Annotated in this window: 22 protein-coding genes and 2 pseudogenes; 5 read left to right on the top strand and 19 right to left on the bottom strand. The window is 55.4% G+C overall.

The genetic code is table 11. From position 1 onward, the window contains the following. Both POTG_RS03940 and POTG_RS03935 read right to left on the bottom strand, forming a co-directional pair. On the bottom strand, positions 1–426 hold a 426-nt coding region (locus POTG_RS03940), incomplete at its 3' end, for a glycerate kinase family protein (RefSeq protein WP_036644130.1). 14 nt (positions 427–440) lie between these two features. Next, entirely contained in the window at positions 441–1,460 is a 1,020-nt protein-coding gene (locus POTG_RS03935) for an SDR family oxidoreductase (protein ID WP_036644128.1), read from the bottom strand. 272 nt (positions 1,461–1,732) lie between these two features. Here POTG_RS03935 and POTG_RS03930 point away from each other — a divergent pair, with 272 nt between their 5' ends. After that, a complete protein-coding gene (locus POTG_RS03930) occupies positions 1,733–3,121 on the top strand; it encodes an MATE family efflux transporter (protein WP_009223507.1) in 1,389 nt (462 codons plus the stop codon). Between the two features lie 96 nt (positions 3,122–3,217). On the opposite strand, the gene treR is transcribed toward POTG_RS03930, so the two are convergent. From treR to POTG_RS03905, 5 genes and pseudogenes are all read right to left on the bottom strand, one after another. Beyond that, complete coding sequence (gene treR, locus POTG_RS03925) at positions 3,218–3,940, bottom strand: trehalose operon repressor (RefSeq protein WP_009223506.1); 723 nt, start codon at positions 3,938–3,940, stop codon at positions 3,218–3,220. A gap of 20 nt (positions 3,941–3,960) precedes the next feature. Beyond that, entirely contained in the window at positions 3,961–5,646 is a 1,686-nt protein-coding gene (gene treC / locus POTG_RS03920; protein WP_036644127.1) for an alpha,alpha-phosphotrehalase, read from the bottom strand. Positions 5,647–5,713: 67 nt separating this feature from the next. Continuing rightward, positions 5,714–7,141, bottom strand: coding sequence for a PTS system trehalose-specific EIIBC component (treP, locus tag POTG_RS03915; protein WP_009223504.1), 1,428 nt, complete (start codon positions 7,139–7,141; stop codon positions 5,714–5,716). Between the two features lie 152 nt (positions 7,142–7,293). Beyond that, on the bottom strand, positions 7,294–7,596 hold the full coding sequence (locus POTG_RS03910; RefSeq protein ID WP_198136164.1) for a hypothetical protein: 303 nt from the start codon (positions 7,594–7,596) through the stop codon (positions 7,294–7,296). After that, positions 7,556–7,929, bottom strand: a pseudogene (locus tag POTG_RS03905) (VTC domain-containing protein); the annotation flags it as partial. The pseudogene POTG_RS03905 and the gene POTG_RS03910, both read right to left, overlap by 41 nt. Before the next feature lie 840 nt (positions 7,930–8,769). Between POTG_RS03905 and POTG_RS03900 the strand changes: the two are divergent. Together POTG_RS03900 and POTG_RS23000 are read left to right on the top strand one after the other, a co-directional pair. Beyond that, entirely contained in the window at positions 8,770–8,967 is a 198-nt protein-coding gene (locus POTG_RS03900) for a hypothetical protein (protein WP_198136153.1), read from the top strand. A gap of 18 nt (positions 8,968–8,985) precedes the next feature. Then, positions 8,986–9,102: pseudogene (locus tag POTG_RS23000) on the top strand (ATP-binding protein); the annotation flags it as partial. A 62-nt stretch (positions 9,103–9,164) separates the two neighbouring features. Here POTG_RS23000 and POTG_RS24205 read toward each other — a convergent pair. The 6 genes from POTG_RS24205 to POTG_RS03880 form a co-directional block, all read right to left on the bottom strand. Next, positions 9,165–9,341, bottom strand: a complete 177-nt coding sequence (locus tag POTG_RS24205; RefSeq protein ID WP_009223500.1) for a hypothetical protein — start codon at positions 9,339–9,341, stop codon at positions 9,165–9,167. A gap of 190 nt (positions 9,342–9,531) precedes the next feature. Then, positions 9,532–10,071 (bottom strand): NADPH-dependent FMN reductase, encoded by a 540-nt coding sequence (locus tag POTG_RS03895; protein ID WP_009223499.1) that lies wholly within the window; start codon positions 10,069–10,071, stop codon positions 9,532–9,534. Positions 10,072–10,246: 175 nt separating this feature from the next. Continuing rightward, on the bottom strand, positions 10,247–10,411 hold the full coding sequence (locus tag POTG_RS23580) for a hypothetical protein (protein WP_009223498.1): 165 nt from the start codon (positions 10,409–10,411) through the stop codon (positions 10,247–10,249). A 41-nt stretch (positions 10,412–10,452) separates the two neighbouring features. Then, positions 10,453–11,340, bottom strand: a complete 888-nt coding sequence (locus POTG_RS03890) for a M15 family metallopeptidase (protein WP_009223497.1) — start codon at positions 11,338–11,340, stop codon at positions 10,453–10,455. A gap of 199 nt (positions 11,341–11,539) precedes the next feature. After that, the gene (locus tag POTG_RS03885; RefSeq protein WP_009223496.1) at positions 11,540–13,924 is read right to left on the bottom strand and encodes a GH36-type glycosyl hydrolase domain-containing protein; all 2,385 of its coding nucleotides are present in this window, start codon (positions 13,922–13,924) and stop codon (positions 11,540–11,542) included. Between the two features lie 170 nt (positions 13,925–14,094). Further along, a complete protein-coding gene (locus POTG_RS03880) occupies positions 14,095–14,514 on the bottom strand; it encodes a hypothetical protein (protein ID WP_036644122.1) in 420 nt (139 codons plus the stop codon). Between the two features lie 208 nt (positions 14,515–14,722). Here POTG_RS03880 and POTG_RS22640 point away from each other — a divergent pair, with 208 nt between their 5' ends. Next, complete coding sequence (locus POTG_RS22640; RefSeq protein WP_009223494.1) at positions 14,723–15,490, top strand: class I SAM-dependent methyltransferase; 768 nt, start codon at positions 14,723–14,725, stop codon at positions 15,488–15,490. A gap of 81 nt (positions 15,491–15,571) precedes the next feature. On the opposite strand, the gene POTG_RS03870 is transcribed toward POTG_RS22640, so the two are convergent. After that, complete coding sequence (locus POTG_RS03870; RefSeq protein ID WP_009223493.1) at positions 15,572–16,795, bottom strand: MFS transporter; 1,224 nt, start codon at positions 16,793–16,795, stop codon at positions 15,572–15,574. Positions 16,796–16,897: 102 nt separating this feature from the next. On the opposite strand from POTG_RS03870, the gene POTG_RS03865 reads away from it, so the two are divergent. After that, positions 16,898–17,233 (top strand): isoprenylcysteine carboxylmethyltransferase family protein, encoded by a 336-nt coding sequence (locus POTG_RS03865; RefSeq protein WP_050769688.1) that lies wholly within the window; start codon positions 16,898–16,900, stop codon positions 17,231–17,233. A gap of 71 nt (positions 17,234–17,304) precedes the next feature. On the opposite strand, the gene POTG_RS03860 is transcribed toward POTG_RS03865, so the two are convergent. The 5 genes from POTG_RS03860 to POTG_RS03840 all read right to left on the bottom strand — a co-directional run bounded on the left by POTG_RS03860 (position 17,305) and on the right by POTG_RS03840 (position 23,329). Next, a complete protein-coding gene (locus POTG_RS03860; RefSeq protein ID WP_009223491.1) occupies positions 17,305–18,402 on the bottom strand; it encodes an MBL fold metallo-hydrolase in 1,098 nt (365 codons plus the stop codon). A gap of 319 nt (positions 18,403–18,721) precedes the next feature. Next, positions 18,722–19,417: an NAD(P)H-dependent oxidoreductase gene (locus POTG_RS03855; RefSeq protein ID WP_009223490.1), complete on the bottom strand. Its 696-nt coding sequence runs from the start codon at positions 19,415–19,417 to the stop codon at positions 18,722–18,724. A gap of 52 nt (positions 19,418–19,469) precedes the next feature. Next, positions 19,470–20,960, bottom strand: coding sequence for a protein adenylyltransferase SelO (locus POTG_RS03850; protein WP_009223489.1), 1,491 nt, complete (start codon positions 20,958–20,960; stop codon positions 19,470–19,472). A gap of 70 nt (positions 20,961–21,030) precedes the next feature. After that, positions 21,031–22,197, bottom strand: a complete 1,167-nt coding sequence (locus POTG_RS03845; protein ID WP_232282218.1) for an MBL fold metallo-hydrolase — start codon at positions 22,195–22,197, stop codon at positions 21,031–21,033. A 148-nt stretch (positions 22,198–22,345) separates the two neighbouring features. Further along, positions 22,346–23,329 (bottom strand): SseB family protein, encoded by a 984-nt coding sequence (locus tag POTG_RS03840; RefSeq protein WP_036644120.1) that lies wholly within the window; start codon positions 23,327–23,329, stop codon positions 22,346–22,348. Between the last annotated feature and the right edge of the window lie 85 nt (positions 23,330–23,414).

Here is a 23,414-nt window from a genome sequence, read left to right as displayed (position 1 = left end):
GCTGCCGCCCAGGCCGACGATGATCCGGCGCACGCCTTGATCCAGGCAGGCGTAGATCAACTCGCCGGTGCCGTACGTCGTGGTCTGCAGCGGATTGCGCCGATCCGGCGGCACCAGGTGGAGCCCGCTGGCCGAGGCCATCTCAATGGCCGCTGTCTCCCCGTCGCCCAGCAGGCCGTACTGTGCCAGGACCGGCTCCCCCAGCGGGCCCGTCACCTCCAGCGAGCACAGCCTGCCGCCCGTGGCGTCAACCAAGGCTTGAACGGTTCCTTCCCCGCCATCGGCCATCGGGATGTGGACGTAATGCGCATCGGGGAACGCTTTGCGAAGCCCTTTTTCCATAGCCTCACACACTTCCTTGGCGGTCATGCTCTCCTTAAACGAATCCGGCGCCAACACGAACGTAGGTTGACGTACGATACTCATCGATGGCCTCTCGCCTATTCCTTCATGAACTTCGCGGCGGCTTCCATCGCCCCGACCACGCGGTCGCACCAGGCGTCGAATTCAGGGTCAGCCACTTGAAGCTCAGGGTGCGCCAGAATATGCTCTACCGTTCGCCGAATCCCCTGATCCACGCGAACCGTAGCTGTAAAGCCAGGCACGAGCCGCTTCAGCTTGCTATTGTCAAAGACAACCGTATTGGCCTTGTCACCCAGCAGTCCGCCGCGGAAGTCGTACGGGCCGTTCTCCGCCAAAAATTCAGAAGCGACATGCACCGCGCGCAGCTTCACGCCCAGCGCATCCGCAATGATTTCGTAAATTTGGTTCCAGGTCACGCTTTCGTCCGATGTAATATGCACCGACTCTCCTATCGCATGAACGTTGCCCATCAGCCCGATAAAGCCTTTGGCAAAATCGCTGTTATGCGTTAACGTCCACAGCGACGAACCGTCCCCATGAATCAGAACGGGCTTGTTCAACAGCATCCGCTGGGCCACTTGCCAGGACCCTTTGTTGCCGTGAACGCCCAACGGGATCGAACGCTCATCATAAGTGTGGCTCGGCCGCACGATCGTGATGGGGAAGCCGTTCTCGCGATACTCCTTCATCAAATATTCCTCGCAGGCAATTTTGTTGCGGGAGTAGGCCCAATATGGATTGGACAGCGGCGTCCCTTCGGTGATTCTGTAATCCGACAAAGGGGTTTGATACGCCGAAGCCGAGCTAATGAAGATAAACTGCTTTGTCTTCCCGGCAAACAAGCGCACATCACGTTCCAGCTGCGCCGGTTCAAACGCGATGAAATCCGCCACCACATCAAAGGTATAACCTTCGAGCTTCTTCGCCACCTCGGCTTCCTGATGAATATCAACCTCAATGACATGTACGCCCGGCGGCAAATCCTTATTGCGAGTCCCCCGGTTCAGCAGATACAGCTCCCAGGAGCTGTCCTCCGCCAATTGTCGGGTAATCGCCGAGCTGATCGTTCCCGTGCCTCCAATAAATAGCGCTTTCAAAATAATCCCCTCCCAAGTCAAATTCACCCAATCCCCTACATCGTACCACCTCTAACCGCAATTTCCAAATGTCCCCCGTCTCGCCAACTCCCCCCGCAACAAGGATCGCTGAAATGCATTGACATGGCTCCTTCGGAAATGGTATCTTCAACCCTGCCCGGCGATATCCGGGTTAGTTGCTTAGTTGCTTTAGCCTGATTACGAATTATCCGATAATAAGATTAATGTGTTGGCTTGATCTACCAATTATAAAGAAAAGAATGTGATGACGATTGAAGCCCCTATTTTCGCGTCTGCAAAATAACGCCTTCCTCGAAAAGCATCTGTCCGGCGAGTCCATGGACTATCGGCAAATCTTTGCCTTGTTTCTGCCTATTCTAATCGATCAGGCTTTTATCGTTGGCCTTAATCTGGTCAATACCGCCATGATCAGCTCGTCCGGCGTCGCCGCTGTCAGCGCGGTGAACATCGTGGACTCGCTGAATATCTTCCTGATCAGCGTGTTTGTCGCTGTCGCGACCGGGGGAACCGTGGTGGTCGCCCAATACAAAGGCAGCCGCAACGACCGTAACGTCTCCCGCGCTTCTGCGGCTACGGTTACGGCGGTAACCCTGCTCGCCGTCGTAATTGGGCTGCTGTTGATCGGCTTTCACAATCCGCTGCTCAAGCTGCTGTTCGGCGCCGCGTCGGCCGATGTATTGGACAATGCTCGCGTCTATCTGATCGGCAGCAGCATCTCCTACGTCGGGCTGGCCGTCGTTCAGGCCGTCTGCTCCGCACTTCGGGGCATCGGTAAAACTCGGGCGTCCTTAACCCTTTCCCTGATCATGAACCTGCTGTACGTATTGCTGAACCTCTTGCTGATCACGCTTCTGGACATGGGCGTTCTCGGGATGACTCTAGCGATCAATATCGCCCGGTTCGCCGGTGCGGCCTGTGCACTTTATTATTTGTTCAAAATGGAGGCTTCTCTTCACCTGCATCTGATCGACCTGTTCCACTTCCCGATTGAGATACTGCGAAAAATTCTTTTCATTGGCATCCCGTTCGCCGCCGAACAGCTATTCTTTAACGGCGGCAAGCTGCTGACTCAGGTGTTTATTGTCAGCCTTGGCACCTATGCGATTGCAACGAATGCGATTGGCGGTTCCCTGGCCGGGGTGTTCCAAATTCCTGCCGGCGCCCTCTCGCTGACGATTGTCACCGTCGTTGGCCAATGTATTGGCAGCGGCAGCGTTAGTGATGCGCGGAAGTTCATTAAGTCTTTCCTCTGGCTGGGGTCCGGATCGCTGGCCTTGATTAGCTTAATTTTGCTGCCGTTGTTCCGACCGCTCGTGAGCATCTTCTCGCCGCCGTCCGATATCGTTGGCGACATCTTTCTCGTGCTCCTGGTGAGCTCCATCGCCCAGGTTCCGCTCTGGCCGATCAGCTTCATTCTGCCATCCGCCTTGCGGGCGGCGGGCGACTCGCGCTTCACCTCAATCACTTCGATGCTGACGATGTGGCTGTTCCGGGTCATTCTCGGCTACGTTCTTGGCATCACGCTTGGCTTCGGCATCCTCGGAGTTTGGGTGGCGATGTGCAGCGAGTGGGGCGTGCGCGGGGCCATCTTCCTCTGGCGCTTCCGCGGGAAGAAGTGGTATGCGCATAAGCTGATTTGAATGTCCAACTGCATCAAAAAAGGCCGCCCCATTTCAGGGCGGTCTTTACTTTACGCTCCAAACTTTGCTATCTTTCTGACTTAGCGCGGGTAACGCTCAACCATTGGAATGGATCCGCCGCGCGAAGTCCACGAAGCGGAATTTGTCCGGCCGGTGCCGGGATTCCGTGTACTGAAACAAGCTGGCGTCCTCCAGATAGACATGGCTGCGGATGACGACCATGTTGTGGAAGCCTTCCAGGTCAAGCAGCTGCTTGTCCTCGTGGGTAGGCTCCTCGATGACGATTTCTTTTTTGGCGAAACTGATCTTCAGCCCAAGCTCCTTCTCCAAATACTCGTAGATCGAGTTCTCGCAGATTTCCCGGGTTAAGGACGGCACGTACTTCGCGTTCAAAAAATCCTTATCAAGCAGGACCTTCCCCCCGCCAAACTCCCGGATGCGCACAACTTTCCATACCTCGTCCTTACTGGAGATATTGAGCTGCTGCTTCACGTAGGCATCTGGCTTCACCCGGGACAGCTCATGCACCAGGGTCCGGGGCTTCTCGCCCATCTTGCCGGCCAACTCCTTAAAGCTCACCAGCCCGGATACGGGAAAATCCACCATGCTGCTGCGGATCACAATGGAGCCCTTGCCTTGCACCTTCTGGATATACCCGTTCTGTGCCAGCAGGGTTAAGGCTTTGCGAATCGTCTCCCTCGACGTGTTGTAACGCTCCTTCAGCTCATGCTCGGACGGGAGCAGCGAGTGGGGCGCAATCTCCCCGGCTTCGATCTGCCGCGCAATGTCGTTGTGAATCGCCAAATACTTGTTTGTCATGCTTCCGACCCCAAACTTATTTACGTTCTATGAAGATAATATACCACAGATTCGTAGGGTCTTAGCCGAAGATGTTGCGGGTCCGCCGGGGAATCTGCGTAGTTGGACAGCAGCAACCGGCTTTCGTACTCATGCCAGCCGTCTCCGTCAGGCAGCCGAAATTCCGTCTCCTCCGCAAAAAAGTTATTCACCACAATCAACTTCTCCGCCCCGCCGTCACGCACATAAGCAAACACCGCCGGGTCGTCTTCGGCCAGCAGTTCAAACCGCCCGGTTGTAATCACCTCATATTCCTTGCGCAGCCGGATTAACTTCTGATAATGATAAAAAATCGAGTCCGGATCCGCGAGCGCCCGCTCCGCATTGATCTCCTTGTAATTGTTCGCCGGGTGAATCCACGGCGTACCGGTCGTAAACCCGGCGTTGGGCCCGTCATTCCATTGCACCGGCGTTCGGCCGTTGTCCCGCGATTTTTGCGCTAGAATCTCCAGAATGTCGGCCTCGGACATGCCGCGCTCCTTCAGGATGCGGTACATGTTGAGCGACTCCACGTCGCGGTAATCCTCGATCCGCTCGAAGCCTGGATTCGTCATCCCGAATTCTTCCCCCTGAAAAATATAAGGGGTCCCTTGCAGCATGTGCATCGCTGTGGCCAGCATTTTCGCCGATTCCCGGTGATACTTCCCGTCGTCTCCAAACCGTGACACCACGCGGGGCTGATCGTGATTGCACCAGAACAGCGCGTTCCATCCGCCGCCTTCGTACATGCCGGTCTGCCACTCGGCCAAAATCTGCTTCAACCGCAGGAAGTCAAGCTCGCCTTTCGCCCATTTCTCCCCGTTCGGATAATCCACCTTCAAATGATGGAAGCTGAAGGTCATGTCGAGTTCCTTCCGCTTAGGATGCGTATAGCGAACGCAGTGCTCCAGCGAAGTGGACGACATTTCCCCGACGGTCATCATATCGTACCCGGCAAAAACTTCGCGGTTCATCTCCTGCAGATATTCGTGGATTTTCGGGCCGTCGGTGTAATATTTCCGCCCGTCTCCGGGAGCCACCGATCCGTCGTCGTCCAGAAACCGCTGGTCCTTGGAAAGCAGATTGATAACGTCCAGCCGGAAGCCATCTACCCCTTTATCCAGCCAAAACTTCATCATTTTGTAGATCTCCTCCCGCATCCGGGCATTCTCCCAGTTCAAATCCGCCTGGGTCACATCAAAAAGATGGAGATAGTATTGGCCCGTCGTTTCATCGTATTGCCAAGCGTTCCCGCCGAATTTCGATTCCCAGTTGGTTGGCGGTCCGCCTTCCTTCCCGTCCCGCCAAATGTAGTAATCCCGGTAGGGGTTGTCCTTGGACGACTTGGCGGCGACGAACCATGGATGCTCTGTTGATGTATGGTTGACGACGATGTCCATCAGAATCCGAATGCCGCGGCGATGGGCTTCCTCCAGCAGCTGGTCGAAATCCTCCATCGTGCCGTACGGCTCATAGATCTGATAATAATCGCGGATATCATAGCCGTTGTCCCGTTGCGGCGAGTCGTATACCGGCGTCAACCAGATGACGTCTACGCCCAGCTCCGCAAGGTAATCCAGCTTGCGAATGATCCCTTGCAGGTCGCCGACGCCATTGCCTGTCGTGTCGTTGAAGCTCTTCGGATAGATCTGATAGACGACCGCCTTCTTCCACCAAGGTTCCGTCATTTCCAACACCTTCCCTTTCCCATTAAAAATCGCAAAGGAGGAACAATCCTGTTCCTCCGCCTGCAGCTTAATTTTTCTTGAATGATACTTTGCCGATGTTTGCTTTCGCAAAAACCATCGTGAGAACAACCGGAATCACGATCGCTACGGCCATTGCCAAAGCGAAGGTCACCATGTGCTGCGGCTGAATGGACAAGATGCCCGGCAAGCCGCCGACGCCGATCGAGTTCGCCATGACGCCCGTGCCAACCGAGATCACGGCGGCCACCAGCGATCCGATCATCGCCGCGAGGAACGGATATCCGTATTTCAGGTTGATCCCGAACATCGCCGGCTCCGTAACCCCTAAGTAACAAGAGATCGATGCCGGAATGGAGATCTGTTTCTCCTCTTCATTTTTTCGATTGATAAAGATCATGGCCAGCACGGCCGAGCCTTGCGCGATATTCGAGAGCGCGATCATCGGCCACAGGTTTGTCCCACCGAGCTCGCTCATTAATTGCAGGTCAATCGCATTGGTCATGTGATGCAGCCCCGTGATCACCAGCGGCGCGTACGCAAATCCGAAGATCGCGGCGAACAGCCAGCCGAACGACGAAGTCAGACCGGAATAAACCACATTCGAGATAAACGAACCAATATGCCAGCCGATCGGCCCAAGCACCGTGTGGGCAAGCAGGACGGTAGGCACCAGCGCAAAGAACGGAACCACAATCATCGAGATCGATTGCGGCACGATTTTACGCAGCTTCAACTCCAGGAAGGACAACACCAGTCCCGCCAGAATCGCCGGAATGACCTGTGCCTGATAACCGATCATTTCCACCTTGGCAAACCCGAAGTCCCAAAACGGAATGTCCGTTGCACCGGCAACGCTATAAGCATTAAGCAGCTGCGGCGAGACGAGCGTGATCCCCAGCACAATACCGAGAATCGGCGTAGCCCCCATCTTCCGTGCGACGGCCCAAGTGATGCCGACCGGGAGGAAGTGGAAGATCGCTTCACCAATCAGCCAGAGGAACGCATGGGTTCCGGCCCAGAACTGCGATACTTCGACCAGGGTTTTCGTACCGTCGTCCAGCATTTTGATGTCCCCGATAATGTTGCGGAAGCCGAGGATCAGACCTCCAACTACGATGGCTGGAATCAGCGGGGTGAAGATATCCGCCAAGTGCGCAATCATCCGCTGCAGGAAGTTCATGTTCTGCTTGGCGGCTTCCTTCGCTTCCTCTTTCGAAGTGTCGCTGACGCCGGCGATTTTAATGAACTCGTTATAAAATGAAGCCACTTCGTTACCGATGATGACCTGAAACTGACCAGCTTGGGTAAACGTGCCTTTCACCAATTTGATCGCCCGAATCTGTTCGACGTCCGCTTTCTTCGGGTCATTTAACACGAATCTCATGCGGGTCGCACAGTGGGTGACAACCGAAATATTTTCGCGGCCGCCGACATGCTTCAGCAAATCGTTTGCCGGTTGCGTGTAGTTACTCATGATGGTTCCTCCTTCTTGATGTCCTAAAAGATGATCAATTTATTTTGCAGCAAACGATAGAACATGATGCCAAACCGCCTTTATTCAACTTGTATATACATGTTTTTTGTTTGCGTTTTCATTTTAACTTGTATATACAAATCCGTCAATCCCTATTTTTCGACAAAAACAGTACCACCCGAGTACTTTCCATCTGTATAAAGTCCGTCCTTCGCGCTGCCCGTCGATGTCCCGCCGATGTACAGGTTATAGCTACCTTTCTTCAACTTCGGCGAGCTGATCACGACGTTTTGGAAATTCTTCGTCGGGGCAAACGTCAGGATTTCGTTGCCTGCTTTATCCTCCAGATGGACCAATGTCCCTGCTTTCTGCGTTTGCGAGAAGGTCATCGCATCGACATAGAGATATCCACCGCATGTAGTCCTTGTACTCCGGCTCGATGCCCGTCCGTACAAACTCATAGGCCTCCTGCAGCCTCAACGACGTCCGGCGTTTGTTCACCAGCCCGTACACCTTTTTTTGATCTCCAGGTACACCTTCGCATTCGGGTCCGGGACACCATAAGCTCTCAGTCGGAGCTTCTCCTTATATTTGGGCTTGGCCAGACTCGTGCGGATCAAGGTGTCATCCTTGGTATCGAAGTACAGGTTGCTGATGGAGTAAAATTCATGTTGTTTGTTGTAATCGTCCGGTTCCATATATTCCAGCAGCTCTGCATATAACCGTCGGTAAGCCGCATCGTCGAGCAGGTATTTGTTCTCGTATCGGTTGAAAACCTCGATCGCCATACACTTCAGTTCCTTCCTTTCTCTCCTAGTGCTATCGGCCTTGCAGCAGGTGATCTCCCGCTTGCCATGGTTGTATCATAGCCCCCTAACCTTTAACGAACCTTAAAGATGTGAAAGGCATGTTTAAAATGCTCTCCCCACCTCGGCTACTCCGGGCACAAGGGCAAGACAAGCAACAGCTATTCGGCGCGGAGCATAGCCGTAACGGACCTCAGAGAGGCGTAATTTATTCGTCCTCGACACTTTACCGCGAAGGATCTAACGCTTGCCACAGCGCTTAAATTGGCTAAAATGCTCTTTTTATGACTCTAACGCTGATCAACGTGCTTATTTCCTCTTTTTGCGACTAAATAGTAGTGATTTTGTTGAAATAGTGCTCCTCAGCAGCGTTAAAATTTCCAAACCCTCGATTTCGTCACATTAGCGCTTCTCATCAGCGTTAGGGCATACAATCAAGTGCATACAAGCGTATACGTGCCATTCGAGCGCCTACAAGTGTATACAAACGCATACGTACATACGAGTGTCTACAAGCAGCCCATTAGCAGATCAGATCATTCGCAGCTCATTAATGAAGCAACCGCATCCAAATCTGAGCTTAAGGTTGATTAAAGGTAACGTGAACAGCGACATCAATATGGATTTACACAAAGTCATGGATTCCTATGAAAAATCCCCCGGCCGCAACGGCCCCCCATAGGCGCTGGAAGCGGGAGCAGCAGTGTCGAAAGCGGCGCACCGGGCAAAAACCGGCCCCTGGATCGTTCCGGAGAAGCACCGCCTGATCGGTCCATTTCATTTATGCTGCAAACGGATCAAGAATTCGAGTTGATCTCCTACATGTCCAAATTTGACATGGATGAGGATTTTTACAACGAAGCGTTGGAGAAGGCGGTGGACAAGCGCCAGAGTAGCGGGCAATTCAGCCTGGACGGAAGCCGCTGGATTTACAACGTACGCTCTACGGACAGCGGATATATACTCGTCTTCCTGGATGTCACAGCCCGGAAGGTTCTATACGTTTTCCGCAGGTGGTGATGATCCTGCTGCAAAGAAGGCGGTTATGGACTTGGGCTGGCCATCGCGAAATCGATTGTCGAACAGCACAAGGGAAAAATTTATGCCAAAAGTAAGCTGGGTGAATCCACCACATTTTATGTACATCTATACTAAAAAGCAGGGTGCCCCTCATGTCACTTCGTGACAGGGAACACCCTTTTTTTCATTGCTGCTAATTATTCAATGTAGCCTTGTTCCTTCATGGCTTCATAAGCGGCTTTCTCATTCTCATTCTTAATCTGATATTCCAACGTACCATCGACAATTTTTGCGCAGCGACCGCCAAACGGTTTGAGGGATTCCTTGATCTCTTTGAGATCCGGAGTTCCCTTCAAGGGATAATTGACTTTCATGCGTCGTCCACCTCCTAAGGTACAATTAGCAAACGTGCCGTCTCATCGATATGACAAACGTCACAGCAATAGCGCGCCTCAGGAGATCGATATCGTTATACGAGGCATTACCTGCACCGGCAATCATGCAAAAAACCCCCGCGCCATATCATTAGCACAGGGGTTTCAAAATCGAAGTCGGAAATGAATCTTAACGCAGCGTCTTCAACGCGCCGCTCCAAGCAAGCACTTGGTCCAGCATGTCGTTCAGGTTCTTCAAGTGCAGGTCTGCCGGCTTGAAGACACTGTAGTTCTCGAAATCGGTGAACAGCGACAGGGCAACGTGTACACGCACGTCCGCAACCAGCAGTTCGCCCAGAATGCCGCGCAGGTGTTCTGCTGCACGAGCGCCGCCTACGGAACCATAGCTGACGATCCCGGCTGCTTTGTTGTTCCACGCTTCACGCGCATAGTCCAGCGCGTTCTTCAGGGCACCTGTGATGCTGTGGTTGTATTCTTGCACGATGAATACGAAACCGTCCAAGCTGTTAAGCTTGCTATTCCAAGCCGCTGCTTGCTCGCTGGCATCGGCTTCGCCGAGCAACGGCAGTTTGTAATCCGCGATGTCAACGATTTCATAATTGGCGTCGCCGCGAGCATCCGCATGCTTCTTCACCCATTCTCCGACCTGCGGGCTCACGCGCCCATCGCGGGTACTTCCCAGGATAATCCCGATGTTCAATTTAGACATGGCTATTTTCCTCCTCGATTGATTTCTTGGCTTCGTTAATCCACCTGACATTATTTTGCCCCAAAACAATGCTGTTACACCATCAGGTACGATTCCGAACTTCTCCAATATCCTTTATTTGAATTAATCAAACTTGAGTTAATGATAGTCACCAAGATTCCTTTTGTCAAGAAACTTACAAAAAGTTTGCAAAACAAATGCTCTCACCAAACACGCGAAACAAGCCGAACAAACCAAAGGCCGCCGAATCCGGCAGCTCTCGAAAGGGAACGATCATCGCCCCCGGTATTCCCATATTCAGCCCTTTCTTGTATATTGCAATCGTTCCCATTGGCCCCATTGGATCCCCTCGCTTTCATGATCTCCTGCCTTGCTGCCGGATTACTCGCGAACGGTCACAATAACTCCGTCCATGTTGTTGCCGGAAATCTCATAACTGCCCTGCGCCGGCACCTCAATGGTCCGATCTTTGGATACCGGATAGTAGAAGACGTGATACTTCTGGCCTTGTACTGTGATGCTCACCGACTGTTGCTCCTTCAGATAATCCAAGTATTGCTCCAGCACAAACCCGTTTTCGTGAATGATGGCGCTATGCGGCAGACCCACGTACCGGAAGTGCCAAGGCTCGAACTGAATGCCTGTGATCGCCGTTTTGTCGTCCGGGTATCGCAAAATAAATCCATATTTCCACGCATTCTCCTTCAACCACCGGCCTTCCGGGGCGACATTCATCTCCGCTTGGGACGACCCGATGTCCAGCGACAGCCCCAGGTTATGCTCGCTGTATCCGGCAGGCAGCGCCAGCTTGGAACCCATTTGGCGGTACAGCTCGTCCTGCTTCTCTTCGTCCCGGTACCCGCTGCTGATCAGGAAATGGTTGATTCCTTCCTCCCCGGCGGCCTTCACCATCGTTGCAAAACGTTCCGCCATGCGCGGCGACAACAGCACTTTATTATCCAACACTCCAAATCCGTCGATCAATTCGGGGTTCTTCACCAGACTAACGGCTTCCTTATCGGGGTGCAGCCCCTTCGGAACCGGATGGTCCTTGTTCACCAGCAGCAAATCGCCCTGATATATCATCTCCTTGGTGACGTGGATCCTCATTCCTTCTGCAGCCAGCGACGAATCCGAAACCTCATTCGGCTCAACGTCCTCTACGGGCGGCGCTGAATCCTGCGGTGATCGGGCCGTTTCGGTCTTAAATTTAGAAACCCCGTATCCCAGCAGCACCAGGAGCATTAGGCAAATTATCCACTTTTTCACGTCGATTTCCCCCTAGCTTTTCTTCCCCCTTAGGATAACTTTTATAATTTAAGAAGAATGGGAGGAAAAAATAAAGTTTTTCTTAAATTGCAGGAAGGAGACGCATGAAACACAGGCAACGCGAAAAAAAGCGCAAGCGCAGGGGATCTTCCCCGACACGCTTGCGCTTCTTGCTTCTTCTTGCTTCCGCCGCTTTCGCTTACGCTCCGGCTGGCAGCTTCACCTGCACGCGGTAAGTCTTGCCCGGCTGCACATTCCGCAGCACGCCTTCCGGCAGCCGCTCGCCATCCGCGTAAACCTCGGTCTCTGTTACCGCTGCGTCCCGCCGGATATCTACGTGCAGCGTGGCACCCCGGAATTCGCGCGTGATCGCCGCTTCGTTCCAATGGGACGGAAGCTGCGGGCTCACGCGGATGCCGTCCTTCGTGCCCTGCACGCCAAACAGCCCATCGATTAAGCAGCGGTACACCCACGGCACCGTGCCCGTGTTGAACAGATGGCTGGAGCGTCCTGCCGTCCGCGGGAATTGCCGATAGGCTCCCCGGTAGTAGTTCGGGATGAACACCGGCAGCTGTCCCCGTTGCACGATATCCTCGAGATCCGGGCCGGGCAGCATTTTGCGCAGCAGCCGAAAGGCATCGTCCCGCTCACCCACCGTATATAACGCGTAGATGTAGAAGGCAGCGGCATGATTGTACACCGCGCCGTTCTCCGCCGAGCCCGGGTGCTTCTGCGTGACCCGGCCGACATCCTCGCGCATCTTCGTGTAGGAAGGTGCGAGCTTCTCAACGCCGTACGGCGTCTCCAGCTGCTCGCGCACCGCACGCATCAGCTTCTCGCGTTTGTCGGCGTCGGCCGCGCCGCTCAACATCGACCAGCCCTGCGGGTTGATGAAGATCCGGCCTTCCTCATCAGTGCTAATCCCAAACACGACGTTATCATCGGTGATACCCCGTGCATACCATTCGCCGTCCCACAAGTAGCGGTTCACCACTTCGTTGGTCTCCTCCGCCGCCGCACGGTAATCCCGTGCAGCCTCAGGCCGTCCGCTGTTCTCGCAAATGCCGGCCCAAACCTGGAACGCATACGCCGTGGCGATCGTCAGCCAGCCGGACACGCCCTTCCCTTTGTAGCCAACCATATTCATCGGGTCGCACCAGTCGCCTTGGTTGATGTAGTTCAGCCCCCGCTCGTCGCGGTCGTTCATCAGCCAACGCATCGCTTTATCGACATGGACATATACAGGTTCGGCTTCCTCACTGTCGGCATAGGCCACCTTTTCCTCCAGAATCGAGTAGTCTCCCGTCTCATCCAAATACGTGCTGAGACAGATGGGCAGCCAGACACAGTGGTCCGTATGCGGCACCTGGTTGATATATTTCAGTTCAGCGTCCGGATGCAGCACGATTCCGTCCGGCATGGCGCCGTTTGCTTTCTGCTGACTCAGCGCCGTCAAGAACGATGCCCGTGCCACCTGCGGCTTGATATAGCTCATGCCCATGTGATCCTGCAAATAGTTCCGGGTTTGCGGGTCGGTGGTCAGGCGGTTCGTCTGTCCATGATAATAAATTTGCCGCGGCAGCCAGCGATTGACGAACAGATCGAGATCCTTGTCGGGGGTGGAGATTGTCAGGCAGCCCCGTCCTTCCCGAATATACTGGTCGTATTCGCGTTCGGCAGCCAGAAATCCGTCTTCTCTCAGATCGCCAGCCTTGCCGAAGTATGTCTCCCGAATTTGCGCAATCTCCTGCTCATCCCGGGCCGGGCCGAACAGGAAGCGGTATTCCCGCGTTTCCCCTGCCGCCAGTTCCATCCGGTATTGCATAACGGCTACTGGCGTCTCGTACCGCGCATCTCCCTTCGCGAGCTCCGCTTGTTCCAAGGCGGACGGACGGGTGATCCCGCCTTCTCCCTCGAACGCCTCCTGATTCACTTCCCAGGACACCGGCGGTTGTTCGGCGATCAGGAACGTTTTGTCACGGAAAAACTTGATCTTATCGTAATCCTGATATTTCTGATACGGCGTCACCGAAGAGCAGACGATTGCCTGCAGGTCCTCATGGTATTCGCCGGATTGGTTCATCCAAGACATATAACCCACAGTGAAGTAAGGGTAGATACTCAGCTTCCGCGCCCGCTGCGACACATTCGTCACCTTCACCCGCCAAAGCTCCAGCGGATCCTTCTTCGGCAAGCTGAGGCTCATTTCGATCAACACGCCCTGATGCTCGACCTTCCAGACGATCCGGCTCTGTCCCAAGGCAAAGGCATAGCTGTCGGTCTTGACCCGCATCGGTTCATATGGCGCCGAAAACAGACTTTGATCTTCCTCGTCCTTCACAAACACGAAACGGCCCGGATGATGCGCATAATATGGCTGTTCCGGCTGCATAAACGTCTTCGCTTCCAGATTCGGGGCATGCGAATACTTAGCCGGCTCCGGCTGCATGAATTGGGCAACAGCATATCCCCGGCAGTTCATGTGAATCATCATCGTTTCGTTCCATAGGAATCCCGACGCTTTAGGCAGAAGTGTAGGGCTTAGCAACTCGTAGAATTCCTGATCCTCCGTGGCTCTGAACATGGTTCAACCTCTTTTCCGCGTAATCTTGTCTACTTGTCTACAACTATGTTCATTATACATCGGAAAGCCCTTTTATGAAGCGTTTTCTTCTGCTTCGCGCATAAAAAAAGAGCCAATTTTCGCGTAAAGACGAAATTGACTCGGATCGCCGCATGACGGCACAGGCTTCATCAGATAAACAAAAACGGAATAAGGAACAGCAAAGCGATCGCCGCCCAATCCAGCGCATAGGCGCCATAAGGATTGCCCGGAAAACCGTACCCCGGATATCCTCCATAAACCGGATACCCCGGCCCATAGCCGTACGCCTTCGTTTGTGCCTGGTCGTTGGCTTGGGGGACCGCTTTGGTTGAAGCTTTATGGTTGCCTTTGGATTTGGATTTCAGCTGCTGGAGCTGCTTCTTGGCTTTGGCGGGTTGGGTAGAGAGAACGTTGGCCCCCGAAGCGTATCCTCCGTTCAGCTGAATGCCCTTTTCGTTCACATCGGTGATCGTACCAATGTAATAGCGGCCGTCCCGAAGTACAGCGCATACGGTTTTGCCGATATGCGGCTTGCAGGTTTCTACGCCAAGCGGATAGATCTGTTGCATAGACTCGTGCCTCCCCTCTCGAATGCTCATTTATCCTATTCACCACCCGGATATTTGTACAGGGCGAATGTCCTGCTCACGAAACAAATCTTCAAAACCGAGGCCTCCTCCCGAGGTGAAAGCCTATCTTAATCGCGCTGGAGACGCGGCGGCATATTCTGCTGTTGAGAGAAGTGGGGGAAGTTGATAAAGGAGGGGCAGCTATAGGATGAATTATCACGAAATCATCGCCGCCGTTGGGGAAGGCTCGGCACATCCGGGGGGATTTCAGGGAACCCTCGATTTTATTCAGTTTGTTGGCATTGCACCTGGAATGCGCGTGCTGGAGGTTGGTTGCGGAACGGGCAGAACGGCCTGCCTGTTAGCCCAGATGGGAGCGCAGGTCACGGCGATGGATCAAAGTATCGTGATGCTGGAGAAAGCCGAGCACAGAGCGCAGCAGCAGCAACTGCAAATCGAATGGATTCAAGGTGATATCACCGCCATCCCGCTGCGCTCGGACACCTATGATGCGGTCATCGCCGAGTCGGTGACGGTGTTCGCCGCCGATCCCGTGAAGGCGTTCCGTGAATATCACCGCGTCCTGCGTAAGGGCGGGCAAGCGTGGGACCGTGAGCTGTTTCGGACGCAGCCTCATCTGGCGCTGGAGCGGGAGATGCGCGAGCTGTACGGCAATCCGCGTTTGCCTGACGCTGCTGCCTGGATGCGGATGCTGCGGGATGCCGGTTTTCAGGACGTTCGGCAGTGGGGACCGGAAACCGGAATAGACCCAAGTGGACAGCAGCAGGAGAAAGGGGGCGCAGACGGAGCGATGTCCTTCGATTGGCAGAACGCTTTGGATCCGTACCGTATCATTGATTTAGAGGCGCTGCAGGATCCCGCCGTGGGCATATTTTTCAGAGAAAATGAAGCCTTCCTGCAACGTTACCGGAAGCATTTATCCTATGGCGTGTTTCTAGCCAAGAAAGCCGGTTGACGGATGAAAATCGGGGGCATGAAAAAGAAGCTGGCTCATAGGGTTTGACTCACCTACGAAGCTAGCTTCTGAAGGGACGGACTATTGCGGAGAGACCACGCTCTCTTGCGGGGCATGGCTTCTCGCTTTCAAGAAGACGTTCAACCGCTCGGAGAACAGCCACATGGCTGCCGCCGACAGCACGATGTACACCGGGAACACGCCAATCGTCGAGTGCGAAGCCAGGAACCCGAGCAACGGCGGCATAAACGTGCTGCCGGTATACGCCACGGCCATCTGGTAGCCCATGATCGTCGGGGATTGCCGCTTGCCGAAGCGGACCGGCGTTTCATGCAACATACACGGATAGATCGGGGCGAGGCCAAGGCCGATGATCAGTAAGCCGACCAGCGACAGGGCCGCGGGCAACGGCAGAACCAGCACGACTGCGCCGAGCAGGGCGATGATCTGGCCAGCGCGAATCATCACGCGGTTGCTAACTTTGAACGTGACGAATCCGGCTATAAAGCGGCCAACCGTGATACCGGCAAAATACAGCGAAACCCAGCTCGCCGCCGTCGCCGCATCAACCCCTTTGATGCCAACGAGATAGCTGCTGCCCCATAGGCCCACCGTGGATTCTACCCCGCAATAGAACAGAAACGAGACGAGGGCCAGCTTGACGCCGGGAATCCGCAGCGGCTTCACCGGACCGGTGTCCGGCTGCTCCGCTTCCAATTCACTTAGCTCTTCCTTCCGCGAACCGCCGGCGATCCGGGCCACACGATCCCAAAGCGGCAGGGAGAAGAGCAAAATAACAACCAGCGCAAATTGAATCATCGACACGGTCAAGTACCCGCTGCGCCAGTGACCGCCGCCGGACATAAACCCGGCCATGATGACCGGCCCCAGCGTCGCGCCAACACCCCAGAAGCAATGCAGCCAGCTCATGTGATGCGCTTTGTAGTGCGCGGCCACGTAGTTGTTGAGGCCGGCGTCAACCGCCCCGGCACCCAGGCCAAGCGGAATCGCACAAACGGCCAGCCAGAACACCGACGGTGCCGCCGAATAGCCAAGCAAGGCTGCAGCCGTCATCAGGCAGCTGACCAGGGTCACCTTGCCCGTGCCGAACCGGCCTAACAACGAGCCGCTGGCCAAGCTCGATACGATCGTGCCGGCGGCGACGATCATATATAATACGCCGGCGGTGCCCAGCGGAGCGCCGAGCTCACCGCGAATGATCGGCCAGGCCGAGCCCAGCAGCGAGTCGGGCAGCCCTAAGCTGATGAAGGCCAAATAAATGATCAATAGAAAAAATGTTGCCATCTGTTTTTATCTCCTTCTCCTATCCACGGGTTGAAATCATCAGATGAAGTCCCAGCTGCTTTGCACTTGGATTTCGTTCAACAAGAGAACACTGACCTCATCATGGCAGAACACGACCGTATGCGGATTGATCAGCGCTGTACAGGCCGCGACCAACCGGCTGACGGCGTCCACTCCCTCAGGCGAACGCTCGGACGCTTTTGGACCTTCAAAATCTATATTGCCAAGGGCCATCAGTTGATTGAAACCCCGCTGTTCAGGCGCGTCAAGCACCCCAATTATTACCTGAACATCATCCCGGAGGTGCTTAGCTTCGCGATCATTTCGCAGGGCTGGGTCGTGTTTACACCTTTGTTCGTGCTGCATCTGATCACCTTGTTCAACCGCATTCGGCTGGAAGAGAAGATCATGAAGCAGACGTTCCGGGGGTATAAGTAGATTCTTAGCAAAAAGAGGCTTTTCCGAATGGCCGCCACCTCGGGAAAGCCTCATGTTCGTTATGGCCTGCATTAAGCCCACCAGGCCTCTTTGGGATAGGCCGGGTCTCCGATATAGACCGATTCGCCGATTTTCGGCGTGGCGATGGGCACGTTCCGGCGTTCGGCTTCTGCTGTCGCACGGCGAATAGGGTCGTTCCAATCATGCAGCGACAACGTGAACGCCGCCCAGTGAATCGGGAGGAGCAAGCCGCCCTGTACGTCCACATGGGCTTGCACCGACTGTTCGGGGAGCATATGGATGTCGATCCAGCGTGGATCGTATTGTCCGCATTCCATCAAAGCCAAATCAAACGGCCCATACTTCTCACCAATCTGCTTGAAATGTGGACCATACCCGCTGTCCCCGCTGAAAAATATTTTACGCTCCGCCGACGCAATCACCCAGGAACACCATAACGTGCCGTTCCGATTCGCAAGGCCCCGACCCGAGAAATGACGAGCTGGCGTACAGGCGAGCTTCAAGCCGTTCCATTCCAGCTCTTCCCACCAGTCATGCTCACTGATCCGCCCCGGATCCACGCCCCAGCGTTCCAGGTGACTGCCCACCCCTAGCGGGACGAAAAACCGCCCCACCTTATCCTTCAACTTCTTGATGGTCCCATAGTCCAAATGATCATAATGGTCATGGGACAAGATCACCGCATCAACGGCCGGCAAGTCCTCCAGATCAAACGGCAGCTGCTGGTTAAACCGCTTGCCGCCAAACGGAGGGACCGGCGTGGGCGACGGGCCGAGCATCGGGTCAAGCAGGAGACGCTTACCTCCGAAATGCAGGAGCAGTGCCGAATGGCCCAACCAAACGACCATGTCGCGGTCCAGGTTCCCCAGTGTCTCCGGCGTCAGCTGCACGACCGGAAGCGGCCGATCCGGCCTTACCCGCGGATTCCCCCGCAGGTAATCCCGCAGCACCGAAACCATGCTGCCCGAAGCAGGCTGGAGCAAGGAAGTGGGTGCGGTGTACACAAACTTCCTTCCCTGCCGGTTCGGAGATTGCGAGTAACGCGCCAGCTCCGCAGGAGAGGCCTTCCCGCCAAAGGCCGGGTGCAGTCGGAGAAAGAGCGTAACGCCGATGAAGATGACAAGTAAAATACCTAAAGTGATATACATGTAGGATACCGCCTTTTCCTATGTGAAGAGTGGATGATCGAAGGATTCAAGCAGAGTATACTGCATTGCGGGGGGCGTTGCCAAATGGGGGTATGAGGCTACTTAAAAAAGAAATAGACCGCCCACTCACCAAGGAAACGGTCTATTTCTGATCGTACAGCACCAAGAAGGAAGCCGAACGCCGATAGGCGTAATTCGTGTGCAGAGCCGAGGATGTTAGCCGCCTCCTTGGCTTTCTGCTTCTATTCTTGATTTTTCTTTGTAGATAATGTTACCAATCCTTCCGAACTTATACAAGGCGTAGACGAAGGATAGGCGGTTACCGCACCCAGGTTACGATGTCGTCCAGCGCCTGCCTCGATTTGGGACGCGGCTCCTTCACGCGGTAGCCAAAGGCGGCGAAGCAAGCAATGCCAAACCGGTCATCTTCCAACAGACCTTCCTCCCGGAGGATCTGCTCTGCCTTGTCTCGATCAAAGCCTTCGATCGGACAGGAATCTACGCCGATCAGCGCCGCGGCTGTCAGCATGTTGCCGAGGGCGATATAAGCCTGTTTGCACGCCCAATCGAACATCGCGCGGTCACTTTCGAGCAGCCGGAAATCGGACTCCTGGAAGGTCCGGTAATTCCCCATCAGCATCTGGTCCACAATTTCGTCGGGGATGTGGTGGACCTCTTTCATCATATGCGTGACGTAAGGGGCGTCATATCTCAGATCCTTCATCGTCCGAGCCAAAATCACGACAAAATGGCTGGCGGTCGGCAGTTGCCCTTGAGCTCCCCAGGAGACGGCGCGAAGTTTCTCGCGGAGCTCCGGCTTCTGCAGCACAACGAATTTCCACGGCTCTAAGCCAACCGAGCTGGGGGATAAGCGGGCTGCCTCCAGGATAAACCGGAAATCTTCCTCCGGAAGGGTTCGGTCCGGATCGAATTGCTTGCAGGCATGACGGAAGTGATAAGCCTCCAGAATCGCTTGTTTGACATCGGATTTATCCAGTTTCGCAATCAGGCTCATAACGAAAAAAATCACTCCTCAACGTAAAAAAAGTTGCGTACCCGCCGCACGGTTATGTCCCGCAAAACGTCCGGTACGGCCGGTCGCTGGCTGGCGGCAGCTCGGCGTAGTCCGCCTGCTCCGGCGTATGGGCGAAAGGCTGTGCCAACGCTTGGAGCAGCCGCTCCATCACGCTGTAATCCTCCCGCTTCACGGCGGCTTCGAGCGCTTCCTCCACCCGATGGTTACGCGGGATGACCGCCGGGTTGCTGCGGCGCATCAGCTCCCGGACCGCGTCGTCCGTTTCCGGCTGTCCTGCGAGCCGTGCCCGCCAACGCTCCAGCCATTCCGCCCATTCCGGCGTGCACGCCATCGGCGGCTCCTCCAACCGGCCAAAGGTCAAAGCGAGGAACGTATTGGTGTAGTCGGCATGGTGCTGGTGCATCAGGCCAAGCAGATCATGGATCAGGGCGGCGTCCTCCGCCTGTTCGCCAAACAAGCCGAGCTTCGACCGCATCCCCTTCAGCCATGCCGCTTCGAACTGTCCGGCGAAGCCCTTCAGCGCTTCTTCGGCGAGCCGGACGGCTTGCTCCTCCTCGTCATGCAGCAGCGGCAGCAGGCTTTCGGCGAACCGGGTCAAGTTCCACACCGCAATGGATGGCTGATTGCCGTAGGCATAGCGGCCATGACGGTCGATGGAACTGAACACGGTCGCGGGGTCGTACGCGTCCATAAAGGCGCAAGGCCCGTAGTCGATCGTCTCGCCGCTGAGGGTCATGTTGTCGGTGTTCATCACGCCGTGGATGAACCCGACAAGCTGCCACTGGGCGATCAGGGCGGCCTGGCGCTGGATCGCCTCCCGTAACAGCGCCAGGTAGCGGCCAGCCTCGCCGGTGTCGGCGAGCTCGGCCAGCTGCGGGTAATGGCGCTGGATCACGTAGTCGGCGAGCGTGCGGACGTCCGTCAGCTCGCCGAATTGCGCGGCGTACTGGAACGTGCCGACGCGCACGTGGCTGGACGCCACGCGGGTGAGAATCGCCCCGCGTAAGTCCTGTTCGCGGACCACCGTCTCGCCGGTGGTCACCACCGCCAAGCTGCGGGTCGTCGGAATGCCCAGCGCGTGCATCGCCTCGCTGATGATATACTCCCGCAGCATCGGCCCCAGCGCGGCACGCCCGTCCCCGCCGCGCGAATACGGCGTCCGGCCGGAGCCCTTGAGCTGGATGTCGAAGCGATCGCCGCGAGGCGTGATCTGCTCCCCGAGCAGCAGGGCCCGGCCGTCCCCCAGCATCGTGAAATACCCGAACTGGTGGCCCGCATAAGCTTGGGCCAGCGGCTCCGCCCCCGGCGGCAGCCGGTTGCCGGCAAAGACGGCCACGTTCTCCTCACTTCGCAGCGCCTCCGCATTCAGCCCAAGCTCTGCCGCCAGCTTGTCGTTGAGCACGATCAGCTGGGGTGCCCGAACCGGCTTGGCCTCCTGCTTCGTATAGAAAAACTCCGGCAACCTAGCGTAACTATGATCGAAATTCCATCCGGCGTTCGGATTTGCGCTTGGTTCGTTCATCACGTTCTCCTTCTCATCGTCCTTGCAAGGTTACCCCTGACGGACCTCCCCGCAAGACGTTCATCGTTCCCTACTCCATTGTACCGGAGGGACGAGCCCCACGAAACTTGGGAGTCTTTCGCGCTGCGCTGACGGCTGGCCACCAAACCTCGGTCGGGTATTCCGAACTCCCAATCCGGACCGGCTCCCCGATTTTAGGCGTCGTTAACGATATCTCCCGCAGCCTAGCTTCTATACTTAGCCGGCGAATGGGATCATACCAACTGTGCATCGCCAACGAGAAAGTCCCCCAATGAATGGGAAGCAACACGTTCCCCTTCACGTCCTGATGAGCCCGTACCGTTTGCTCCGGCAGCATATGGATATCCCACCATCGGTCGTCATACTGACCGCATTCCATCAAAGTGAGGTCGAAGGGGCCGTATTTGTCGCCAATTTCCTTAAAATGCGGGCCATACCCGCTATCCCCGCTAAAATAAACCCGCTTCTCCGGCGTGGTAATGACCCAGGAGCACCAGAGCCCGCCGTTTTGGCTAAGCAGCCCTCTGCCTGAATAGTGCCTAGCCGGCGTGCAGACCAACCGGACACCATGAAGCTCCAGCTCCTCCCACCAATCGTATTCGCTGATTCGAGCAGGCTTGACGCCCCACCGCTCCAGATGACAACGGATGCCCAGCGGTCCGATGAACTGCCCGACCCGATCCTTAATTCGCCGGATCGTCCCGTAATCCAGATGGTCATAGTGATCGTGAGACAACACGACAGCATCCACCGGAGGAAGCTCGTCCAGATGGCCGAAGGGCAGCTCACGGTTGAATCTTTTGCCGCCTCCAATCGGCGACGAAGTCTGGCCAAACATCGGGTCTAACAACAGCCGGGTTCCCCCGATCTGCAACAGCAGCGCCGAATGGCCAAACCAGATCACCGTATCCTCCTGGATCTCTTCCATCACCTCCCGGTCGAGCTTGACTTGGGGCAATGGCCGCTTTGGCTTCAGTTCGGGTTTCCGCTGCACATATTCGCGCATCGCCGTAAAGAAACTGCCCAGTGACGGCTTATATATTTTTGTTTCCAAGGGGTACTCGAACTTCGTTCCTTTATAATTCGGAGATTGCCGGTAGCGCTGCAGGTCTGCAGGCGACGGCTTCCCTCCAAAAGGCGGGTACAGCTTCCGAAATAAATCCCATCCAACCGCCAGAAGCACCACAAAAGCAATCAAAACAAAGAGCCACATCATCAGCCCCATCCACCTTCCCTGAACAAATGACATCCATGCAGGAAGGTTGTGCCAAAGTCGGGGGATTTATGCGAAAAAGACCGCACTGCTACGGGGCTTCGGCAGACAGTAGCGGGTTACTTTGCACTATAGCGGCGGACCGCTGCGGCTACACACCGCGCTCCTGACGAAAGGCTTCGATCCGCTCCCGATTTTTCGCGTCGATTTGCAGGGAGATGCCGCGGCAGTTAATGACGACCCCCTCCAAGTTACCAGATACCGTCAGCAGGTCGTCATAGGATGCGATGTTGCTGCTCCAAGTCGTTTTATCGTAGACCTTCTCGAACTCCGGCCAATCCGTAAATGCCGGCAGCCACGCCGAGCCATCCTTCGCGCTGAGCACGCCAAATTGCAGGATTGTCCCTTGCTTTAAGGTTTTCATGCCGTGCTCATCCGCGGGCGAGGCGTCGGACTCCTTCACTTGCATGGGCACCAGAAACTTCGCCTGCAGGATTTCATCCAGCATCTCAGCCTCCAGCGCGTTCAGCTGCTGCCCCCGGGCCTCCGGATCGCCAGTCGGTGCGTGCAACGTCTGGAAGAAACGAATCATTGCTCGCTGCAACCCCGGATTCGTGACGGGAATGCTGATCTCCGGCGTCCCCGTCCAATCCGGTGGCGGCAAGATCTCATCCCGCTGGATTTCAATATGATATTGCCCGTTGTCCACGAGGACCTTCGATAACCCCAAAATATGAAGCTGCGCGAACGTCTTTAGCACTTCTTCCCCGCCGATCGGTTGCATCTCCAGCATCAGCAGCTGCTGCCGGAAATAATCCTCCGCGTTCTCGGCGAATACCTTCCGCGAGAACATCCATACCCGATCGTCCCCATCCACGTAAGGATATCCGGTTGCCTGGTCGCACGCGAGGTAGAGCGTTTCGGCGGTTTTTATTTTTTCGTACAGCACGCCAATAAAGGCCTTCATCCGTTCATCCAAATACACATCCGGAAAAGCCTCCTCCGCCTTAAACCGTTTGGCCGCATGCACCAGAAAAATCAGCTCCTGAATCTCCAGCCCATCCAGCTCTTCCTGCGAAATCTCCGGCGTCAACAGAAAACTCCGCCCGATCTCGTCTCTCCGTTCCTCGTTCATCTGGCACCCCATTTCCCATATCGTTTGAATCTAGTATAGCTCATAACGGTGTAGTGAAAGTAAATAACTGGTACAATAATTTCAA

This window comes from Paenibacillus sp. oral taxon 786 str. D14 (genome assembly GCF_000159955.1).
Taxonomy (GTDB): domain Bacteria; phylum Bacillota; class Bacilli; order Paenibacillales; family Paenibacillaceae; genus Fontibacillus; species Fontibacillus phoenicis.
The sequence above is the reverse complement of the archived record's forward strand: the minus strand, read 5'-3'. Positions and strand labels throughout refer to the sequence as shown.